We start from the raw sequence: 19,928 nt of genomic DNA, 5'->3' as shown, positions 1-19,928 counted from the left end.
GACGCGGCAACCGGAACCCGCCGGCGAGGTCCCCGACAGGCTCGGACACATCGGTAGGCAGACCGGAAAGGCGCCGTTTTTGGGATGGAGGAGGATAGAATGCGCTTCAAACTGGACCGTCGCACGCGCCGAGACGAGGACCGGCTGGCCGTCGTCTCGCCCGATGATTTCTTCACCACGACGCTGCCCGCCTACCTCGCGCAAAACGGTGCGGTTGCCGCAGCCGGCTACAAGGCTCTGAGCGCCCGCCCGCTCACGATCGAGGTCGGCGGCGCGGCATGGTCCCTCGTCCCCGTTGACGGCACGCTGTCCCTCGTTGCCGGTCAGGTTCCCGATGCGCTGGTCGTTTCGCTGAGCGCACAGCAATTTACCGACTGGACGCAGAACCAGCTCAGTTTCAATGGCATGATGACCGCCAGGAACTTCGAATTCCGAAATGGATCGCTGCTTGACGTGTCGGTCTGGGATTCTCTCTGGATCGCCATTCTCGAAGGCTGGCCCCTCGTCGATCCCGGCCTGGCATTCCGGGACAGGCACGGAAAGCCGCTGGACCTCGAACAGAGCTTCGCGATGGACGACGATCCGGCGGATATCGCACATTTCCTGCGCGAAGCCGGTTTCGCGCACTTGCGGGGGTGGGTCGACCCGTCACTGATCGGATCGATCTCGGCAGAGATGGACGCGGCCCGGCCGCACTATGCCGAAGGCGACGGCAAGTCGTGGTGGGCCGAGCTTTCGGATGGCTCCCGCACATGCGTGCGCATGCAGGAATTCGTCGACCGCTCGCCTTCGACGGCGCAACTGCTGAAGGGCCCGATCTGGGAAAAGATGGTCGGAATCCTGGAGGGCGACGAGAAACTGGCCCGCAAACCCGTCGAAGGCAGGATCATCGAGGCGCTGTTCAAGCCGGTGAACGTCGTATCGGGCCCGTCCGATCTCTCGTTTCACCGCGACTGTCATCTTGGCCGTCACAGCTATGCCTGTGCGCGGATGACCATCGGCGTGGCCATCTCCGCTTCGAATAGGGATAACGGCCAACTGCGCGTCGTTGCAGGCTCTCACCGCCTGGCGATGCCGGTAGAGATCGCCAAGGCGGCGCCCTATCTCCCCGTGGTGGCGCTGACGACGCAGCCCGGCGACATGACGGTGCACCTGTCGTGCACCCTGCATGAGGCAACCGCGCCCGCCTCTAAGGAACGCAGGGTGATGTACACCGAGATCCCGCTGGCCGGCCGCCTGATCGATACATCCGTAAGCGAATTGCGGGAACGGGTGAACGACCTGATCCGCGGTTCCGCGCCTTGATCGGAAAGTGAGGGAGTTGCTTGTCGCGCAGTGACTCCACGTTAAGGAGGGGCACTGACGAGAGGAACGATCGTGTGAACCAAGCGAAGCCCGGTGCTGCCGCCAGCGAAACCTCCGCCGTGCGACCCAAGCGGCCTGTCGGGCGGGGGAGGCCGTCGCGGGAACAGTCGGCCGCGATCACCGATGCGATCGTTGCCGTGGCCTCCGAAATGTTCCTGAGGGACGGTTTCGACGGCGTCTCGATGGAGGCGGTCGCCAATGCCGTCCGCATTCCCAAGACCACGCTCTACAAACGCTATCCGGACAAGATGGCGCTGCTGAACGCCGTCCTTGCCAGCCGCGTGGCGTCATGGTCTCAGGTGACGACCCCGCTGACTGAAAAGCTCGGCAACGATTTCCGCGCGCGCATGGTCAATCACACCGCGATCATGTTCGAATGGAGCACGAAACCGGAAGTCCGCGCTTATACGCGGCTGATGCTCAGCGCAGCGGGGCGAGGGCCCGGAGATGTCGGCGTGGATTTCTTCGGATATAGCCACATGGTCGATTTCCTGACGGGGGAGATATCCCGTTACGGGCCCCAGGCGGGCGTCGATACCAAGGATCCGGAGCGCATTGCCCAATTTCTGATGGCCATCATTTCCGGCTGGCTGCGCGTGCGCCGGCTCCACGATCCACTCACTTCCGAAGAGGCACGGACCGAGGCCGAATACGTCATCGACGTCATGATGCGCGGGATCGACGCCTGGTAGCGTCTCGGCATGAGGCCGAATGATTTCGGCCAGAATACGCCCGACCCACTGCCCAATGCAGCCTGAGTGAACGGTTCACGCAGACTTCCGCTGCCCATCCACGCTGCGCGAACGGGAAAACTCAAGGTTTTTTGCCGGGTTCGCGGATTTTTCCCGCCCGTTACGTAGAGTCGGTTGCCGGCCAGTCGCGCAATGTCAGGTCTGTAGGATCGAGATCCAGAAGCGGTCTCGAAACAGGAGAAAGCCATTGCCCGCTCACATCACCCCCGTCGCCTTTGCCAGCCTTCTCGCGGTCACCGCCCACGTCCTTGCCTTCGCGGTCGCGCTTTCCTGAGGGACCGAGATGTTCGAGGCATTTGTCAGCGGCGAGCGCGCCCTTACGCTGTGGCTCTGGGCCTTCGTCGCAGTCGGTATCGCGGCAGGCGTGGTTTCGGGCTTCTTCAAGGCCCGCAAGATCCAGCCGCGCGGGTTCAAATGGAAGATCTTCCGTAACGAGGCCATTATCGCGGTGGTGACGCTGGCCGTTTCGGGCAAGGCAATCGGCCTTGGCACCGGATGGCTGAAGGCCCATGGCTGGATCACGTTCAACCACGCCCCCGCCGCCTGGTGGGTTATCGCACTTGAGTTCGTGGCCTACTTCTTCCTTTTCGACACGTACTTCTATTGGCTGCATCGCTGGATGCACAAGGAGCCATTCTATAGCTGGGTCCACAAGCTGCACCACAAGTCGACCTCCCCCAACCTGCTGACCACGCTTTCGGTCAACCCGCTGGAATCGATCATCAATGGCGGCTTCGTGCCGCTGTTCCTCACGGTCTTCTCCGTTCACGATGCCACGCTGGCGCTGATCCTGCCGACCAACATCGTGATGGGCCTCTACGTCCATTCTGGCTACGAATTCCTGCCGCGCTGGTGGAACCGCAGCTGGGCCACCAAGTGGTTCATCACCGCCACGTTCCATGACCAGCATCACCGCTATTTCACCGGCAACTACGGCGGATATACGACGATCTGGGACTATCTGTGCGGAACCGTGCGCAAGAAGTACGAAGCCGATTTCGACGCGGTCAAGCAGCGCGCCGCGCAGCAGCGCCGGCCCGCACCCGCCTCTGTGACGAGTGCCGAGGTTGCCGAAGCGGCCGAATGAGCCGCCTCGGCCGAGGGGCGGCAATTGTAAAATCCCTACTCCTCCGGTTGCCATGGGTGCGATTGTTCCGGCAAGGCGATGGGGCCGGGCGGCGAACCTGCGTCTCGGCCCAAACACGACGAACGGCATGGACAGGCTATGAAATTTCGTTTCCCCACGGTTCTGACGGGGCTGCCAATGACGGGGCTGGCATTGACCGGGCTCGGCGCGCTGGCGGGATGCACGGGCACTCCACCGCCGGCAGTCGCCACGCTCGGCTCGCTGCCGCCGCCCGGAACGCTGGAGTTTCCCGGCGGAACGGCGCCAACGGAAGCGCTGGGGCAGGAGATCGCTGCACAGCTTGTCGCAAGAGGGTTCACGCCCGCGGATCACGGCACCTACCTTGCACAGATCACCACCTCACGCGTACCGGGCAAGGCCGGGCTGTTCGTGGGGAACGGCAATCCGGACGCGGAGGCGCAGTGGCTGGTGGCGCCCAGTCCATCGCGCTCCATCGGCCTGCGCGTGGCGACAGTCACACTGTCCGACCGCGCGACCGGACGGGAACTCTACCGCGTCATCGTGTCCGAGCAGCGGCGTAACGGAAAGCCGGAAACGGACGAACGGATCGCGCAAGCCGTCGCGGGCACGCTCGACAATGGCGCGGCGCCGGCTGCAACGGGCGCTGCTTCGCGATAGCTCGGGGACCCGACACCGGGACGAGCAAGCCTCGTCCCAGCCTGCTCGTCCCAGCCAGCTCGTCCCAGCCAGCCTCCTCCCCGTCAGCCCCGCCCGGTCATCCCCTGCCCGCCAGCGGAAGAACGAACGTAAATGTCGTGCCCTGGCCAAGCGTGCTGTGGCAGCGGATCTCTCCCCGGTGCCGCACGACCACGGTGTGAACGAAGCTCAGCCCCAGACCCACCCCATCGGCCCTGCGGCCCGCGCGCAGTGGACCGCGATGGAAGCGATCGAATATCTGGTGCTTGTGCTCTTCGTCCAGGCCCGGCCCCTGATCGGCGATCGCGCAGGAAGCGCGCGGTTCGCCATCGGCGCCAGCCTCCAGCGCCAGAGTGCAGCGGATGTGGCTGCCGGGCCCGCTGTACTTGATCGCATTGCCCAGCACGTTGATCAGGGCACGAGTGACCAGCGAGCGTTCCACCTCGACGATCAGCCGCTCCTCGGTTTCGCTGGTATCGATGGTGATCGACTTGGCGGTCAGTTGCGGCCAAAGATCGTCGATCGCATCGGTCACCATGTCCCCCAGCGCCACTTCCTCCAGCGCGTATTCGAGGGACTCCGCGCGGGCGAGCTGCACGAAGCCGTCCGCCAGACCCAGCGTGCGTTCCGCGTAGTGCCGGATACGCCGCGCCTCCTCAGGCGCGATGTTCTCTGCCGGCGCGGTTTCCAGCACCGCCAGAATCGATGCCTGCGGAGAGCGCATGTCGTGCGTCAACAGTTCGAGAATGTCGTCCCGCTGGCGCTGGGTGGCCTTGGCCTCGCTAACGTCCATGAACTGGACGATCCAGCCGGTAAAATTCCCCGCCACCGATCGTTGCGGCGCGAAACGGAGCGCATAGTAATGCCCGTCGCTGGTCATCGCGTCATAGCTGAGCGCGCTCTCTCCCGGCTGCGAAGGGAAAGTCAGCGCCTCGCTGGAGTTCACTTGCGTGAAACGGGACAGGATCGCGACCGCGCTGGCAGCGGGTTGCGTGCGAACCGCCTCATCGCCGAACAGGGCATGGGCAGACCGGTTGGCGAACAGGATGCGGCCGGTCGCGCCGGTCACCAGCGTTGCGTCGGGCAGCTGATCCAGCCGGTCGGTCACGAAGTGCTTCATGTCGCGGTTTTCGGCGATCGCTGCTTCCAGCAGCGCGATGGTGGAAGTCAGCGCGGGTTGTCGGGCCGGGGCCACGCTCCTTGGCAAGATTGCCGGATCGGCACGCAGGCCCTGCAATTCGCGGCGCATGAACGCCTCGCTTATGGCCAGTTGGCGCCAGCCCCAGACCGGAAAGGCGATGCCGATGGACAGGAGGGCCGCGCCCGGCGGAAGCCAGATGCGAAACCAGAACAGGGCAATCGTGGAAACGGCAAGAATCGTACCCGACAGCGCCAGCAGCCAGACCGTAGGCGAGAGGCGCGCGAACGGCCCCATGGCCAGCATCAGCAGCCAGAGCGGCACGATGGCAAAAACGATCCGGGGGCCTAGGCCGGCTTTCGCGATCATCCGATGATCGAGAAGGCCGCGCAAAAGCTGCGCATCGATTTCAAGGCCGGACATCGTGCCCCGCCCCGGTACCGGATAACGCGGACCGATCCCCGTCGCGGTGATGCCCACAAGCACGATCTTGTCGCGCAGCGTCGCCTCCGGCACCGCACCGTCCAGGATCGAGGCAGCGGAAATGCGGCGCCAGCGCTCGCTTCCGGTGAACGGTACCATTTCGCCCCGATCGGCTTGCCCCGATGCCAATGCCCAGGGTTCCAGAGCCTCACGCACAAGTTCCATGAGATGCCGACGCGGCGGCGTGGAATGGAGCGCGAGCGGGACGGAGCGCACGACGCCATCCGGATCGACCAGGAAATCGGTAAAACCGATGCCCCTTGCCGCGTCGCCGATCTCGGGAATCGGCTCGACGATGGCGACAGGACCGCCCGGATAGGCGGCGGGCGCGAAGAACAGCGGAACGAAGACATTGCCCGTGCGCGCGATGGCGCCGGCCAGCTTCGCATCGTCAGCCGGATCGCTGGGCTCTGTAAACAGCGTGTCGTAGGCGACGATTTCGGGAGAGGCCTTGCCCAGCCGGTCGATCAGCTGTGCATGAAGATCCCGGCGCCACGGCCATCGCCCAAAGCGCGACAGGCTCTCGTCATCGATCTCGACCAGGACGATGTCCCGTTCCGGCGTCTCCCGGCCCAGCTGCAGCAGATGATCGTAGACCAGATTGTCCAGCCGGGACAAAGCCTCACCCCGGGCAAGGCCGATCGCAAGCACGCTCACCAGGATCGCGATGATCCACCATTGGCTCCTGAGGCGAGCCGCAAGATTCACTTGGCTTCCCCGACCCTCAATTCGCTGGTCGCCGACCACTTGGTGTAGACTTTCCCGTCGGCCGCCTCGATGCTCATCACCCGCCAGTAATACGTGCCGCCCGGCAGGTCGGTAACGATGAAGAAGCTATCGACAAGGCCGGTCTGGTCTACCACCGGGTCCGATCCGTCCTTTGCGCGGGACAGCTGGAACCGATATTGCGCGGCCTTCACGTCCGGCGCCTGCCAGCGGAACAGGAACTGGCGGTAACGGCCGGCGCGGCTCTGTTCCAGGCTGGTGCGCAGGCGATTGAGGCGGCGTTCGAAACTGTAGACCGCCGGCTCGCCCTCCAGCGAATTGCCGTCGATACCGGACAGGCGCACGAAGTAACTGCCGTTGGGAAGCGAGGGAAACGCGCCGGTCGGCGTATCCGCATAAGTCTCGTCGATGACATCGATGAAACCGGCATCCCGGGCGATCTGGAAGTGATAGCCCACCGCATTCGCCATGGGGCGCAGGGCGAAGGACAGCTGTTCATCGTCCTGCACTTTGGCGGGATCGGCCAGATCGGGCGGCGGCAGCAGGGCCACGGGCGCCGCCAGCCGATCGCTGCTGCCGAACCCGGCAGGAACCAGTTGCTCGCTTTCGCTGCCTTCGCGAAAGGCGACCTTGCCCTCCACCACTTCCACTTTCGAACTTCCGCCCGCCGGTTCGTATCCCACCTGGAACCGGGTTCCCCGTACCGAGGTGATCGCGTGCGGCGTCGTGAAACGGAAGGAACTGGCCGGGTCCGTCATCGGCGTGACGATGCCGGTTGCGCGGCCGTACTGGACCGCGAACTGCCGCTCCACGGATTCGGACAGCAGCGTGCGGCGCAGGCGCTGGACGCGGATCCGGGTGCGCGCGGGCAAGGCCACGGTCGTTTCATCGGGCAGCCGCAGCGAGACGAACGATCGCTCGCCCGTCTCGACCAGATCGCCTTCGCGCACGGTCATGCCGATGACCGCGCCCCGGGTACCGACCAGCACGTCCCCCTTGAAACTCTGGACGACCGCCGGGATCGGCTCCTGCCGCAGCAGCCTGCGCGGAATCCTGAGCACCAGGCCAACGGGCATGCGGCGTGGATTGGCAACGCGATTGAGCCGCTGCACTTCTGCATACCTGCCCGGATCGGCGAAATAGCGACGGGCAAGCGCGTAGAGCGTGTCGTTCCGGTTCACCCGGTATTCGACGAATTGCGACGGTTCCTTCGCCCAGAGCGCCACCGGGCAGACGGATAGAGCAAGCGCCAGGGCGAGCGGGGCAACAGCCCGCGAAATGGTGCGGGAAACGATGGGCGAAATCACGTCAGAGCTTCCAGCCGATAGCCGTAGGAATAGATCGGCGTCAGCTTCAGGCCGTTCGCCGGACGCAGATTGAGCTTGGTTCGCACGTTGGAAATGTGGGCATCCAGCGTCCGCGTCGGCAGGTCCGGTTTCACGCCCCAGATCGTTTCCAGCAGATAGGCGCGCGAAAGCGCACGGTTCATGTTCCGGAACAACAGGATCGCCAGCCCGAATTCCTTGGCGGTGAGCGCCACGGGCCGCCCCTCCACCTCCACGGTTTCCGCCCGGCTGTCGAACCGATAGGCGCCAAAAGTCTCGACCGTGTTCGCAGGCTCCGGATAGACGCGGCGGGCAACGGCGTTCACGCGCGCCAGCAGAACGGCGGGCGAAACCGGCTTGACCACATAGTCGTCCGCCCCGGCCGAAAGCCCTTCGACGATATCCTCTTCGGCCGATCGACTGGTCAGCATCAGCGAGGGCGGCCGGGTATCCAGATTGTCGCGCATCCAGTGCAGGATCTCGATCCCGGACATGCCCGGCACGTTCCAGTCGAGGATGAGCATGTCGAAATTTTCGCGATAAAGGTGGTGGAGCAGCTTCTGGCCATCGGTGAACATCACGCAGCTGTTGCCGCTCTCCAGCAGCGATTTCTCGACATAGGCTGCGAGCGCGAGGTCATCCTCCAGGATTGCAATTCGCATTCGTGCTCCGCGCGTACCCATGCAAGGTCATTGTCGACACGGCGGGGCATACCAGCGAAGTGACGGCCGGTCAGCGGTTCGATTGCCATTTTACAATGTTTTGCACGCGGATGACGAATTTGCACTCCTTTACATGACATCCCCACGCCGCCCGATCATCACGGTTCCTCACTCATTCGAACCTGACAGGAACACGAAAAAGTGATGGTGAGAGCTGCCGGCGTGAACCTGATTGCGCACCCCTCCAAATTGCCGTCTCCGGATCCATGTCCCGGATCGGGCCGGAGCATGGGGCACGTCATCGGCCGGTATTTCGATTCCGTTCCCTTCGCGCTTTGCATTCTCGATCGCAGCTGGCACGTGGTCTTCGTCAATGCAGAGATGGCGCGGATCGTCGACCTCAGCGTGGGCGAACTGGACGGCCACTGCATCACCAGCCTGTTCCCCGATATCGCGCCGGTGCTTCGCGATCGCTACAGCCGGGCCGAACGGGGCAGGCCGCTTCCCGAATTCCGCATTTCCTGGCGCGGGCGCATGTATGTGCTGGCCTTCAGCGCGACGTACGACTGGGACGGCAAGCCGGCCGAAATCATGGTCTGCGCCGCCGACGTCACGCGGGAGGCCCGGGTGGAGAACCGCCTGCGCCAGTCGCGGCGGCGGCTGATCGAATCCTTGCGGATCGACCACCTCACCGGCCTGCTCAATCGCAAGGGCCTTGAATGCGCGATCCGGCAGGAACTTCGCCGCAACAGCCGCGATGACCGTCCGGTCGCCCTGCTGGTCATCGATATCGACTGCTTCAAGGCCTATAACGACCGCTTCGGCCATGTCGCCGGCGACGAATGCCTGATGGCCATCGCCCACGGCATCGGCCAATGCGGACGGCGGACGGATGATGCGATCGGGCGCTACGGCGGCGAGGAGTTCGTGATCGTGCTGGCCGACACGGACGCTCCAGCTGCCATGCGGGTGGCGGAACGGTGCCGCGCCTCGATCGCGGCGCTGAACATCGACCATCCCGAAACCGGCGCGGGCCATGTCACTGTAAGCATCGGCGTCACCGTGGTGGCGGGCCTGCAGGATCGGAAGATCGACGCCCAGGTCATTGCCCGCTGCATAGCCGCTGCGGACGGGGCGCTTTACGAAGCGAAGGAGCAGGGACGAAATACGGTCCGGTTCCACCCCTTCCCGCCGGAAGAGCGGAACGGGGCCGCCAATCCGGCACTCTAGAGCGTTTTCCAATCAGGTGGAATCACCTGATGACGCGGAAAACCAGAAACTTAGAGCAGTTGATCCGATGCAATCGGATCGGAAAGTGCTCTAGCCGACGAAACGGCGGAACGGTCGTTCGCTGCTGAGGGCCGCGCGCGCATGATCGCGCATTGCGCGTTCCGCCGCTTCCGCGTCCATGCGCCGGATCGCCGCGACCACTGCCTCATGCTCTCGGTGCGCCGACCGGAGATGGGCGAATTCGTTCGCCGGTTCCTCATCCAGCGTGAAAGCAACGGCGGAGGCGAACGGCAGATGATCGTTGCGGGCCAGCGCCTGGCTTATCGACGAATTGCCGCTGGCCTCCACCATCAGGTTGTGAAACGACAGATTGTAGTCGTGAAAACGATCGACATCGCCGTGGCCCAACGTGCCGCTGGCGAAGATCGCTTCGCCTTCGGCAAGGCAGTCGGCAAAGCGCTTTTCCTCTGCGGCGGTCAATCCCCGCGAAGCCAGGCGCCGCGCCGCCAGCCCTTCCAGCACGCCGCGCACTTCGATGGCGCCATGGACGTCGGCCGAGCTGATCGCGCGCGGTGTATAGCCCCGCGCGCCCAGCTTCTCCACCAGTCCTTCCGCCTCCAGCGCGCGCAGGGCCGTCCGCACCGGCATGCGCGAGACGCCTAGCGTTTCCGCTGTCGCGATCTCCGCAATCCGGTCGCCGGGGCGAAACGCCCCCTCCACGATCATTCGCCGCAGCGAGATGATGACGTGCTGACCTGGCTTCAACCGGCCATCGCCTTGCGGCCAGGAATCCCCTTGATCGTCCATGGCTTGGTTTCGGCCGGTCAGCGCGGCCTGTCAAACCGCATCGACGGTCTCCCAACAATCCTCGCTCTCCACCGGAATAGTCTCGGCTGCGATGGCACGGTCGATCATCATGCGCGAACGCACCCCTCCGGCATCGATGTTGAGCTTCAGCAACCGCCGTTCTGGCCAACGCAGAAGGTTGGCCTGCTGCCGTTCCAGCATATCCAGATCCTCTCCGAAGATCTTGCCCTGGCCTTCGCGGATCGTGTCGGTCAGAGCCGGATCGTCGATCGCGAAGCGGCGCGCCATGCCCCAGAAATAGTGGTGGCTGGTCTCGGTTTCGGGGGTGATGAAGTCCACGACGATGCTGGACGCCTTCGCCTCTTCCGGCGCGTCGTAACCGCCCTGCCCTTCCAGCGCCACGCCCACCTCGATCATCACGTGGCTGGGCAACGAAAAGCGGCAGACCTGCCAGCGGTCGACCACCGCATCCTCGGGCAGCCCGGCGCCGCGCAGCGCCATGCGCCAGAACGGCGGGGCCTTCACGCCATCCATGTGCCGGCTGGTGACCACTTCGCGTTCATCCGCGCGGGTGCGGACGGGGGCCTCATCGATCTCCTTCTGGCCGATGCTGCTGGCATGGACATAAGTTTCGTGCGTCAAGTCCATCAGGTTGTCGATCATCAGCCGATAATCGCAGGCAATGTGGTAGTAACCGCCGCCATAGACCCATTCCGCGCTCTCCGCCCATTCCAACGGGTGCAGCCGCGCGGGATCGGCCGCTTCCGGATCGCCCGGCCAGACCCATATGAAGCCGTAGCGCTCGATCGCGGCGAAGCGGCGCCCGGCCGGGAAGCCGCCGACTTTCTGGCCCGGCATTTCCGCCGCCTTGCCCAGACAGTCCATGACCAACCCGTGATAGCCGCAGACCAACCGCCCTTCGCGCACGAAACCCAGCGAGAGCGGAGCGCCGCGATGGGGGCAGAAGTCCTCCAGCGCCGCCGGCTGTCCATCCGGGCCACGGAAGAACACCATGCGTTCGCCGCAGATCGTTCGGCCGAGCGGCTTTTCCGCAATCTCGTCGGGGGTACAGGCCACGTACCAGGCGTCTTTCAGCCAGATCTGGGTGGATTCAGCCTGCGGTTTGCCGTTCATTCTCTGCTCCAAAACACCGTTATTGGATCCAATAATCGATCTTTTGGATCCAATGTCAAGCGGAGCCTTGGTGTCGGAGTTCCGGTCAGCCCGGCAAACTGGCGGTCTGGCGCAAGCCTTCGCCCAGCGCGAGCGCCGCCGTCATGGCAAGATTCATCGAACGCACCTCTGGCCGCATCGGAATGCGCACCCGCGCATCGCAGGCTTCGGCGATTTCGGCCGGCACCCCTGCGCTTTCCTTTCCGAAGAGCAGCACATCGTCGGGCCGGAAGCTGAAATCGTAGATCGATTCCTGGCTCTTGGTGGTGAACAGCACCAGCCGCCGCGTGCCGGATGCCGCCCGGAACGCGGCGAAATCGGCGTGGCGCGTCACCGAGACATGATCGATGTAATCCATCGCCGCGCGGCGAACCCGGCGATCATCCCACTCGAACCCCATCGGTTCGATAAGGTCCACGGCCGCGCCCAGGCAGGCACCAAGGCGCAGAACGGCGCCGACGTTTCCGGCAATTTCCGGTTCGAAAAGAGCAATGCGCATCGCCGCTCATTGCCGCCGGCCAACCGGCCGTGCAAGCGTGCGGTTGGTCCGCGCCGCCGAATGTCCGGCGCCGCGCCGGCGTTGAGCGCTTATTGGGCGCCCAATAAGCGGCCGGAAGTTACGCGCCCAGCAAGCTCTTCCTGAACAGCGTCCTGACCAGCCTGCTTTCGAGGATGCGTCCGACCAAGTAGAGAACCGCGAAGATCGCCGCGAAGACATAGGCGGCCGTGGGGGAGTGCGACTTGTCCCCGTCCCTGGCCTTCTCGCCGTCCTTTTCGCCCTTGGCAGGCTTTTCGGGTGCGGGGGCGCCCAGCGCCTTGTCGATCGGATTCATCGGCATGTCCGCATCCTTCTTGCCCCCTTTTTTCGAGGCATCCGATGCTTCGGCCGGTGGCTTTTCAAGCTTGCCCAAGGCCACCGTAAGTTGTGCGAAGGCCAGGAACAGAAGCGGCGCCAGAAAGCAGCACAACAAGGCCCGACTGGTCAGGTGATAGTGCAGCACCGACCCGGCCCGTCCGTTCTCGATCCGCAAAACGCCACCGTCGAAGACGGACATCCTGTCCTGCGCCGCCTGATCCTTCTTGCGGAAGGTCAGCGTGTCATTCGTCCGCTCATGACTGGTGCCGGCCTGGCGAAACAGCGGGTCCAGCCTGTCGAAAGCTTCGGCTCCCGATTGTCCGGGGGCGAGCGACAGACTGCCCCTGACATGCCAGATCCAGTCGATAAGGCGCGAATTCATGCGATCTCCTGTCGGGGGAAAGTGTCGATAGCGCCGCGCATGGCCTTGCCGGGATGCCGCCGGTCATGGCCGGAACGTGCCGAATGGGTGGAGGAATGAGCGCCGGGCGATACGGTGTCCGTCACTCCGCCGGCACCGCCTCCGGCCGGCCGAACCGCATCCTGAGAGACTTCCACGCCTCGGTGAAGGGAAAGGTCATCTGCTCGCGGATCGACATGCGGCGGCCGCCTTCCATGCCCAAGAGTTCGGCCTCGCCATCGACGCAGGTGCCGAACATCCGGTCGATGAAGATGTAGGTATTGGTGAAATTGCTGCGGCTGGCCTCGAAATCCTGCGAGTGATGCAGGCTGTGGTGCTCGGTCGTGTGGAACAGGAAGCGCCACCACTTTGGCGAATTGAACCGGACGTTGATGTGCTGGTAGCTGCCGACCGCAAGGCCGATCGCACCGGCAAGGAGAGCGGCGCGGGGAAGGAAATCGAAGAACCCGCCGATGCCCAGCCCGATCAGGAAAAGCTCCACCGGATTGCCCACCGCGCCTTTGTTGATGTTCAGCTGCGTGATGTAGTGATGCACAGAGTGAGGCAGCCACAGCGGGTACCAGTTGTGCATCCCGCGATGCATCCAGTATTGCCCGAAATCGAAGATGAAAGAGATCATGAAGGCCTGCACCAGCAGTGGCAGGCCGGTGAACCAGGCGAATTTGTCCCAATCGAACTGGTGCTGGATGGCTTCGATCATGACGCCATCGCCGATGTAGCCATCGATCATGCTCAGCACAGTGTAGCCAAGGCCGACATAGAACAGGTCGGTGACCAGTTCCTTCCAGGTCAGCCGCCAGCTCTCATGGCGGGGAAAGAACCATTCCATCACCAGCAGTAGCGCCCGGAAGCCGATGCCGATGCCGATCGCGGTCGATGCCTTGGCGATGGAGTTGGGGGCGTAGTACCAGAACGCGATCAGCGCGAACAACACGGTGGGCTGGAACCACGTGAAAACGAACTGCTTCACCCGCCCGCCTTCCACGCGAGGGATGTTTTCCCATCCCACGGTGACTGGCGCCTGGGTGCCTATCAGCCTCTTGCCTACCCGAACTCCGTCCATGCGCCTGCCCTCGTATTACGTGACCACCCATTTCGGTAATACTAATACTGAATATGGTAATACGAACTTTTTGCAACGTCTACAGCAATTGCAGGAGCCAGCCGCTGGCCTTCGCGCAGGCGGGATTTGCCCCCGTTTTTCAGGAATATTTGCCTGGCCCCGGCGATCGCACGGCCTTGCGCGCAATGAAGCCCGCGCGATGAAACCGCGCAGGTAGCGAGCCCGGCGACACGCCGCCCGGCAGCGGCCCGGGATCATCGCGAACGGCGCGCGGCAATTGCAAGGCAAGAGCCAACAAGGTGAGCGGCCAGCGCAACCCGGGCCATTCGGCCTGCAGAAGCTGGCGGCGATGCTGGATCCGGGGCCACAGGCCGGTGCAGTATTCCTGAGGCACGGCCACCTCGAAAAGCGCGCGCAGCGTCAGCAACTGGGCGCGAAGGGCGCGCCGTGACTGACGGGCACCGAACAGATCGTCCAGGATCTGCCAGTCGATCCCGGTACCGGATCGAGACAAGTCAGCCAGATCGACAAGGTGGCGCATGTCGATCACGCCGCGCCAGTAATCCAGTTCCTGAAGTTGATCGTGGGATATCAGCACGCCCGCCTGCGCGGCGGCGGAGGGCAGCAGCGCTTCCCGGCTGCCGACCGTGACGGGCCGGCAATGTGCCGAAAGCAGCGCATGGTCGAAACGGGGATTGCTGCCCTTCATCCGGGCATGGAGGTCGACCATGCCGACGTCGCTTTCGCGATAGAGCACGATCGGTGCATCGGGCAGGCCCCGATCGTCATGCACCACGAAGCCGACTTGGCCTAGCCGCCTGTGGGCATCCCGCATCGCGCCGGCGGGCAGCATCAGGTCGATATCGCCCATTATGCGGCTCCGCATGGCGGAGGTTCCCGGTGTCAGGACGAGCGCCGCTCCCTTGAGCAGGATCGGCACGGCGCCGATGCCGTCCAGTACGCCCAGCACTTCTTCCAGCAGCACCATCAAGCGCCGATTGCGCTCCCCATTCGCATCGAGAACGGCGGTCAGGAACGCGCGGGCATCCTCGGGAACTTCCGGCCGTTCCGCCCAGTGCAAGGCAAGCCCGGCCGTCGTCAACGTCCGGTTCGCCTGGCCGATCACATCCTCCCAATCGCAGCCGCCAGGATCGATCCCGCTTGCATCGATCCTGCCGTCCAGAGCCGCAGCGAAAGCCCCGATCCTGGTCATGTCATGCCGCTTTCGTGGCACGGTCGAGCAGTTCCACGGCGCCTTCCAGGTTTCCGTAGGTCAATCGCCAGCAGGTCGCTCCCGAAACGAGCTGCCCCAGAACCCGCAGATCGCTGACGGAGGATCGGCCGCTGCGGGAAAACGCACCCTGAAGCAGCGTTTCAAGCGCGGCGAGCGGTTCGATCGGATCGATCCGCGCCGGCGCCCCCTCCTGCCGGTCGAGAACCACGATCCATCCCGCTTCATGGCGATCCCGGCACGACTCCGACACCGGAAGATAGCGCAGGACGGCACCGTCGCGCCGCCGGTGCACGCGACCAGCGGCCAGCACATCGCGGCAGGCGGGCAACAGGTCCCACGAACCCTGCTTGAGCGTGGGATGGAACGCCACGCCCTGAAGCATCGCGTCTTCGTCCAGCAGGGCAATGTCGTCTCCCGCATACCCGAAGCCGGCCATCGTCAGCCCGACTGCCAGCGTGCTCTTGCCCGCCCCCGGCGCCCCGCTGAGCAGAAGTGCGCGCCCGTGCCGGACAAGCATGGCGGTATGCAGGGCGATACGGTCAGTCGCCCTCAGAACACTATCGACCAGCCCTGCCTTGAGCGTCGGCACCGCCTCTGCCGGCTTGACGATACATGCAATCCCGCCGTTTCGGGCGATCACCACATCGGGTTCGGCGCCTCGCTGCGGACCGGCACGAATCTGCCAGGAACAAGCCGCAGGTACGCCTGCCGGCTCTGTGCAAAGCGCCGGCCAGTCGATATCCGGAAGGGGCGCGTCGCCGATGACTGAGACGTCTATCGCTACACCGGCCAGTTCGAAGCGGAAGCGGCCGGAAACCTCGCGATCCAACGGCGGAGCGATGGCGAGCAAACCGCTATCCGACCACAGCCCCAACAACGCCATGACCGCATCGGCGACGCCGGTTGGCGCCATCCCCAGCCGAACGCATGCCGCAATGATGCTGTCCAGCGGCGCCGGTCCTTCGGCAAGTCGGCGAGCGACGACGGCCGCGAAAAGGTCGGTTGCGTAAAGTTTCTGCGCCGCTTCGCAGAACAGTGCCTGGTAGCCGGCAAGCGGGAGGAGAACCACGCCGGGCGCAAATTGCCAGCACGGTGACATGGCCGGTGCGCAGTCGCCGTGAGGCACTCCAGGCTCGCCCGCAAGTTCGGCCGACTGCGCTGCGGAATGCGGGCGCTTTAGGGAGGATACACAAGTGGCCTGGGGGCTCTTCACAGAGGCAGATCAGCCCTTACCGTACTTTCCGTCACCGCCGGGTCCGCCGCCACGATCACCGCCGCCTCCGCCGCCGCGATCGCCACCGCCTCCTCCGCCGCCGCTACCCTCGCCCATGCCACCACCGATGCCGCCGCCGCCCCCGCCGCCACCGGAATCGCCACCACCACTGCTCCCGCCTCCACCGTCACCGCCGCCACCGCCACCACCGCCGCCTGAGGCAGCGATCGCGGGTGAGGACAAGGAGGTGGACAGCAGCACGGTCATGGTTGGCGGCACGGTCAGGGCGAAGCGCCCGGCCGTCTTCAGGAAATCTCGCCTATGGGTAGCACCGATGAGATCGGAATCGCGGTCTTCCATGACTGTTTCCCCATACCGTTGCATCAGAACGGTTCCGCCAGCGCATGGCCGGAACATGCCATCCTGAATACGCCTTCCAGCCCGCACACACATCTATCGCAGGATATAGCCCTCATGAGCGAGGTGGCTCACGCCGCGCCAGACGCGTCAGCTAAGGCCGGCACAGGCAGTGCGCAGCGGAAGTTTGTTTCTTCAACCGATACTTGCCGGTCCGACGTGCCGACATTGCAGGCATCCTTCGCGCGTGACATAGGCTTTGCCCAATGAATTTGCTTGCCCGGTACAAGAGCCATTTGACCGAGAAGGCGTCTCAAATGGGGCGGTCCGAGCGCGCCTTTGCCTTGCGTTGGCAACTGGCCCCATGGCTGCAGCTGCCTGTCATTCCGCTGGCTTTGCGTTCGTTTCTTAGAATCGACAATCTGACGCTGGATTGGGTGATCGGCCTATCGCTCGTCGTCTGCTTGAGCGGGGTGGGCATGGTCGTATGCTGGTTTTGCCTCGCACCGCTGCCGCACGGCGTCGGGGAGCGAGGCGGGGCCGAGGGCTTCGATTGATCGACGTCCATCCTTTCGACGTGGCGGACATCACGTATCCGGAGCTTGATCAGGCATGACCCAGGATCTTTCGCGTGAACTGCGGCATGACCGTTCCGCCGTCCGTCGGTCCTTCTCCGCATCCCTGATGTCGGACACGAAATGGCGAACCGTGTTTTCGGCCTTGCAGGCAGCAGCCCCTGGCATTCGGCAGATCATCGTCAAGTTCATCGATGGTGCCGACGCCAAGACCATGGACGTGCCTTGGCTCCATGCGCCGCATGCCTTCGCGGACAGCCTGGAATTCGGTCCGTTTCCACTGGTCGGGATCGAGTGGATCGAAGTGCCCGCGATCGCGGTATTGCCGCGCGCCGACCACCTCCCCGCAGAGCAGGTTGCTCAGAATATCGAGGCGGTCCGCTCTTCTCTCACGGCTTCGGGCAAGAAATTCCCATTGCACGATACAGCCACGGGCCTGCGAATTCTGGGCCACGTCCGCTAAGCTGGCCGGGACGGCGATCGCATGCTCCGCGCGACCATCAGCGCGACGGCCGTGCGGTTGTCGGCACCCAGCTTGGAATAGATGCTGTGCAGGTGGATCTTGACGGTGCCAAGCGTGATCGCAAGCTCCGCCGCTATGTCCCGATTGGACTTTCCGTCCGCCAGCAGGCGGGTAACTTCCCATTCCCTGCGGGTGAGGCTTTCGAACGGCGATGCTTCGCGCTCCTCGGCCCGGCTGCGGCCGATTGCGGAGGCGACGAGCTGGCGCGGCAACCATTGCCCGCCGCCGGCAACCGTCCGCAGGCATTCGACCAGCGTCGTGGACGCCATGTCTTTCAGAACGATGCCGGCAGCGCCGCCGGCCACCGCCTCGATCACTTGCGCATCGGTGATCGTGGCGCTCAGCAGCACCACCCGCACAGGCCAGCCGTTCTGGTTGATCCTGGCCAGGAGAGCGAGTCCGTCTATGTCCGGCATGCGGACGTCGACCAGGGCGATATCGGGCTGGTGTTCACCGATCCGCCGCAGCGCCGTTTCGCCATCGCTGGCTGTGGCCACGATGTGAAGATCGCTGTCGTTCTCCAGCAGCATCTGGATCCCGCCCAGGATAAGGTGGTGATCGTCGCATACGACCAGCCTGGTCATCAGCCATTGCTCCCTGCCGGGAACGTCAGGTGGAGGCGGCACCCGCGCTCGCTCTCCACCGCGACGAGGGCTCCGCCGATATCCTCCATCCGTCCGCGCAGCGATTGCGGCAGCGCGGCCCGCGCTTCCAGCCCGCAGCCATCGTCCTCGATACTGACGTGCAGGTCGCCGTGTTCGGCAAGAACCGATATCCGAAGTGCGCCCGCGGCACCGTGCCGCACGGCATTGGCGGTCGCCTCCGACAGTATCAGGCACAATTCGGCAGCGGTCTCGTCCCCGACCTGAAGGTCTTCGGGATCGACGGCGATTTCCACCCTGCATGCCCATTGGGTCGCCAGCGGTTCGACCAGGGCGGACAATTGATCCTTCAGCAAGCCGCCGCCGCGGCCCGGGCGCGTGGCGTCGACCAGCATGCGCAGCCGCGAATGCTGGTGCTGCAGCAGGTTGCGAACGCGCACCACGGTGGATTGCGCCTTGACCGGCAATGCCCTGGACATCGCATCCAGCTGCCAGACCGCCGCCGTCAGATCCTGCAGCACGCCGTCGTGAATATCGCGCATCACGCGCACCCGTTCCTTGAGGCTCGCCGCCGCCGCCAGCCCGTGCGACATCGCGAACTGTTCCAGCGCCAGCGCGATCCGCGCCCCGATGATCCGCGTCAGGGCTTCCACGTTCTCCTCGCGAAACGGCGGATCGATGACGATGACCAGACCCTGATAGTGAATGCCCTCGAACTCGGTGAGGTGCAGCGACTGCTTCGCGCCGTTCAACATATCGGCCCATGCCACGGTAATGCGGCGCGGATTCAGCCGCTTCAGCATGCCATGCGGGTCGACCGGGGCCTGCGCCTTGATCTCGTGCAGGGAGGCAGGCAGGTCCACATCGTCCACGAATTCACAGCGCTCTCCCGTCCAGAATCCGATCGTGGCGTGTTCGTCGTCCTGATTCTGCCAGACGACGATGATGTGATCGGTGCCCAGCACTCTGGCAGCGTGCTGCAAGGTTTCCGCCAGCCACGGCCGATCATCGTCCGGCATGATCCGGATAGGCCAGGCCGCCAGGTCCTGCAGGCGCCGTTCGTTGCGCCCCCGATAGCTTCCGAAGAAGCCGAGCATGAGCGCCGCGACCCAGGCATAGACGAAGCGCATCAGCAGGACGTTCATCGCCCAGTTCGGCTTGCCCAGATCGGGGATTGCGACCATGAACAGCAGCACCTGAAGCAGCGCCGCCGTCGCCAGCACGCCGCGCCAGCCCCACCGCATGGTCGCGCTGATCAGGGCAAAAGTGAAGAAGACGAAGAACGGGCTTTCAAGGTCGTTCGAATAGTGCGCCAGCACCCCCAGGGTAAGAATGTCGATGGCCGTCTGCAGAATGCGTGAGGCTTCGCGGCGGCGCGGTGGGATCGGGATCACCAGAAAGGCAATGCTGACCAGCACATAGGCGCACAGGACGGCATAGGTTTCGCTGACATTCGACCGCGGCGTCGTCGGGTCCACGAAGACCGCCACCAGCGACAGGCTGGATGCCAGCAGACGCGCGATGGCGATCAGGGTTTCAGGATCGGCCCGGTCGATCCGGTACGCCAGGGACAGTCTCTGCGCGGATCGTGTCTTGGCCATCAAACCCTCGGTCCGGTGGCGCAGAGCGGAAGGGAAGAT

20 protein-coding genes are annotated in these 19,928 nt (G+C 64.4%); 7 read left to right on the top strand and 13 right to left on the bottom strand.

Annotated elements, in window-relative coordinates; genetic code table 11:
• The first annotated feature begins 99 nt into the window (after positions 1 to 99).
• The 4 genes from WBP07_RS28360 (at position 100) to WBP07_RS28345 (ending at position 3,882) form a co-directional block, all read left to right on the top strand.
• Positions 100 to 1,305: a phytanoyl-CoA dioxygenase family protein gene (locus WBP07_RS28360; RefSeq protein ID WP_395396576.1), complete on the top strand. Its 1,206-nt coding sequence runs from the start codon at positions 100 to 102 to the stop codon at positions 1,303 to 1,305.
• Between the two features lie 74 nt (positions 1,306 to 1,379).
• Entirely contained in the window at positions 1,380 to 2,057 is a 678-nt protein-coding gene (locus tag WBP07_RS28355) for a TetR/AcrR family transcriptional regulator (protein WP_395396575.1), read from the top strand.
• A 343-nt stretch (positions 2,058 to 2,400) separates the two neighbouring features.
• Complete coding sequence (locus WBP07_RS28350) at positions 2,401 to 3,204, top strand: sterol desaturase family protein (RefSeq protein WP_395396574.1); 804 nt, start codon at positions 2,401 to 2,403, stop codon at positions 3,202 to 3,204.
• A gap of 138 nt (positions 3,205 to 3,342) precedes the next feature.
• Positions 3,343 to 3,882 carry a hypothetical protein gene (locus tag WBP07_RS28345; protein WP_395396573.1) on the top strand — a complete coding sequence of 180 codons (540 nt, stop codon included), beginning with the start codon at positions 3,343 to 3,345 and terminating at the stop codon, positions 3,880 to 3,882.
• 97 nt (positions 3,883 to 3,979) lie between these two features.
• Here the strand turns inward: WBP07_RS28345 and WBP07_RS28340 are convergent, their stop codons facing one another.
• The 3 genes from WBP07_RS28340 to WBP07_RS28330 are packed head-to-tail and all read right to left on the bottom strand — an operon-like array spanning position 3,980 to position 8,234.
• Entirely contained in the window at positions 3,980 to 6,229 is a 2,250-nt protein-coding gene (locus WBP07_RS28340; RefSeq protein WP_395396572.1) for a CHASE2 domain-containing protein, read from the bottom strand.
• Complete coding sequence (locus WBP07_RS28335; protein WP_395396571.1) at positions 6,226 to 7,554, bottom strand: FecR domain-containing protein; 1,329 nt, start codon at positions 7,552 to 7,554, stop codon at positions 6,226 to 6,228. Before WBP07_RS28335 ends, WBP07_RS28340 begins: the two co-directional genes overlap by 4 nt.
• Positions 7,551 to 8,234, bottom strand: a complete 684-nt coding sequence (locus tag WBP07_RS28330) for a response regulator transcription factor (RefSeq protein ID WP_395396570.1) — start codon at positions 8,232 to 8,234, stop codon at positions 7,551 to 7,553. Before WBP07_RS28330 ends, WBP07_RS28335 begins: the two co-directional genes overlap by 4 nt.
• A gap of 288 nt (positions 8,235 to 8,522) precedes the next feature.
• On the opposite strand from WBP07_RS28330, the gene WBP07_RS28325 reads away from it, so the two are divergent.
• Positions 8,523 to 9,464 (top strand): GGDEF domain-containing protein, encoded by a 942-nt coding sequence (locus WBP07_RS28325; protein ID WP_395396569.1) that lies wholly within the window; start codon positions 8,523 to 8,525, stop codon positions 9,462 to 9,464.
• 90 nt (positions 9,465 to 9,554) lie between these two features.
• Here the strand turns inward: WBP07_RS28325 and WBP07_RS28320 are convergent, their stop codons facing one another.
• The 8 genes from WBP07_RS28320 to WBP07_RS28285 form a co-directional block, all read right to left on the bottom strand.
• The gene (locus tag WBP07_RS28320) at positions 9,555 to 10,271 is read right to left on the bottom strand and encodes a GntR family transcriptional regulator (protein ID WP_395396568.1); all 717 of its coding nucleotides are present in this window, start codon (positions 10,269 to 10,271) and stop codon (positions 9,555 to 9,557) included.
• 30 nt (positions 10,272 to 10,301) lie between these two features.
• Positions 10,302 to 11,405, bottom strand: coding sequence for a Rieske 2Fe-2S domain-containing protein (locus WBP07_RS28315; RefSeq protein ID WP_395396567.1), 1,104 nt, complete (start codon positions 11,403 to 11,405; stop codon positions 10,302 to 10,304).
• 85 nt (positions 11,406 to 11,490) lie between these two features.
• On the bottom strand, positions 11,491 to 11,943 hold the full coding sequence (locus WBP07_RS28310) for a tRNA (cytidine(34)-2'-O)-methyltransferase (RefSeq protein WP_395396566.1): 453 nt from the start codon (positions 11,941 to 11,943) through the stop codon (positions 11,491 to 11,493).
• Positions 11,944 to 12,061: 118 nt separating this feature from the next.
• Positions 12,062 to 12,682 (bottom strand): hypothetical protein, encoded by a 621-nt coding sequence (locus WBP07_RS28305; protein WP_395396565.1) that lies wholly within the window; start codon positions 12,680 to 12,682, stop codon positions 12,062 to 12,064.
• Between the two features lie 121 nt (positions 12,683 to 12,803).
• Positions 12,804 to 13,784 (bottom strand): sterol desaturase family protein, encoded by a 981-nt coding sequence (locus tag WBP07_RS28300; protein ID WP_395396564.1) that lies wholly within the window; start codon positions 13,782 to 13,784, stop codon positions 12,804 to 12,806.
• Between the two features lie 139 nt (positions 13,785 to 13,923).
• Positions 13,924 to 14,997: a nucleotidyltransferase family protein gene (locus WBP07_RS28295; protein WP_395396563.1), complete on the bottom strand. Its 1,074-nt coding sequence runs from the start codon at positions 14,995 to 14,997 to the stop codon at positions 13,924 to 13,926.
• A gap of 1 nt (position 14,998) precedes the next feature.
• A complete protein-coding gene (locus WBP07_RS28290) occupies positions 14,999 to 16,087 on the bottom strand; it encodes a hypothetical protein (RefSeq protein ID WP_395396562.1) in 1,089 nt (362 codons plus the stop codon).
• A gap of 153 nt (positions 16,088 to 16,240) precedes the next feature.
• The gene (locus tag WBP07_RS28285; RefSeq protein WP_395396561.1) at positions 16,241 to 16,591 is read right to left on the bottom strand and encodes a hypothetical protein; all 351 of its coding nucleotides are present in this window, start codon (positions 16,589 to 16,591) and stop codon (positions 16,241 to 16,243) included.
• Between the two features lie 263 nt (positions 16,592 to 16,854).
• Here WBP07_RS28285 and WBP07_RS28280 point away from each other — a divergent pair, with 263 nt between their 5' ends.
• Both WBP07_RS28280 and WBP07_RS28275 read left to right on the top strand, forming a co-directional pair.
• Positions 16,855 to 17,145 (top strand): hypothetical protein, encoded by a 291-nt coding sequence (locus WBP07_RS28280; protein WP_395396560.1) that lies wholly within the window; start codon positions 16,855 to 16,857, stop codon positions 17,143 to 17,145.
• 55 nt (positions 17,146 to 17,200) lie between these two features.
• A complete protein-coding gene (locus WBP07_RS28275) occupies positions 17,201 to 17,626 on the top strand; it encodes a DUF6678 family protein (RefSeq protein ID WP_395396559.1) in 426 nt (141 codons plus the stop codon).
• On the opposite strand, the gene WBP07_RS28270 is transcribed toward WBP07_RS28275, so the two are convergent.
• Together WBP07_RS28270 and WBP07_RS28265 are read right to left on the bottom strand one after the other, a co-directional pair.
• Entirely contained in the window at positions 17,623 to 18,270 is a 648-nt protein-coding gene (locus tag WBP07_RS28270; protein WP_395396558.1) for a response regulator, read from the bottom strand. The genes WBP07_RS28275 and WBP07_RS28270 overlap by 4 nt on opposite strands.
• Positions 18,270 to 19,889 carry a sensor histidine kinase gene (locus tag WBP07_RS28265; protein WP_395396557.1) on the bottom strand — a complete coding sequence of 540 codons (1,620 nt, stop codon included), beginning with the start codon at positions 19,887 to 19,889 and terminating at the stop codon, positions 18,270 to 18,272. Before WBP07_RS28265 ends, WBP07_RS28270 begins: the two co-directional genes overlap by 1 nt.
• Positions 19,890 to 19,928: the final 39 nt, after the last annotated feature.

This window comes from Novosphingobium oxfordense, assembly GCF_044029435.1.
Taxonomy (GTDB): domain Bacteria; phylum Pseudomonadota; class Alphaproteobacteria; order Sphingomonadales; family Sphingomonadaceae; genus Novosphingobium.
Note: the sequence above shows the minus strand (reverse complement) of the source record. Positions and strands in the feature narration are given on the sequence as shown.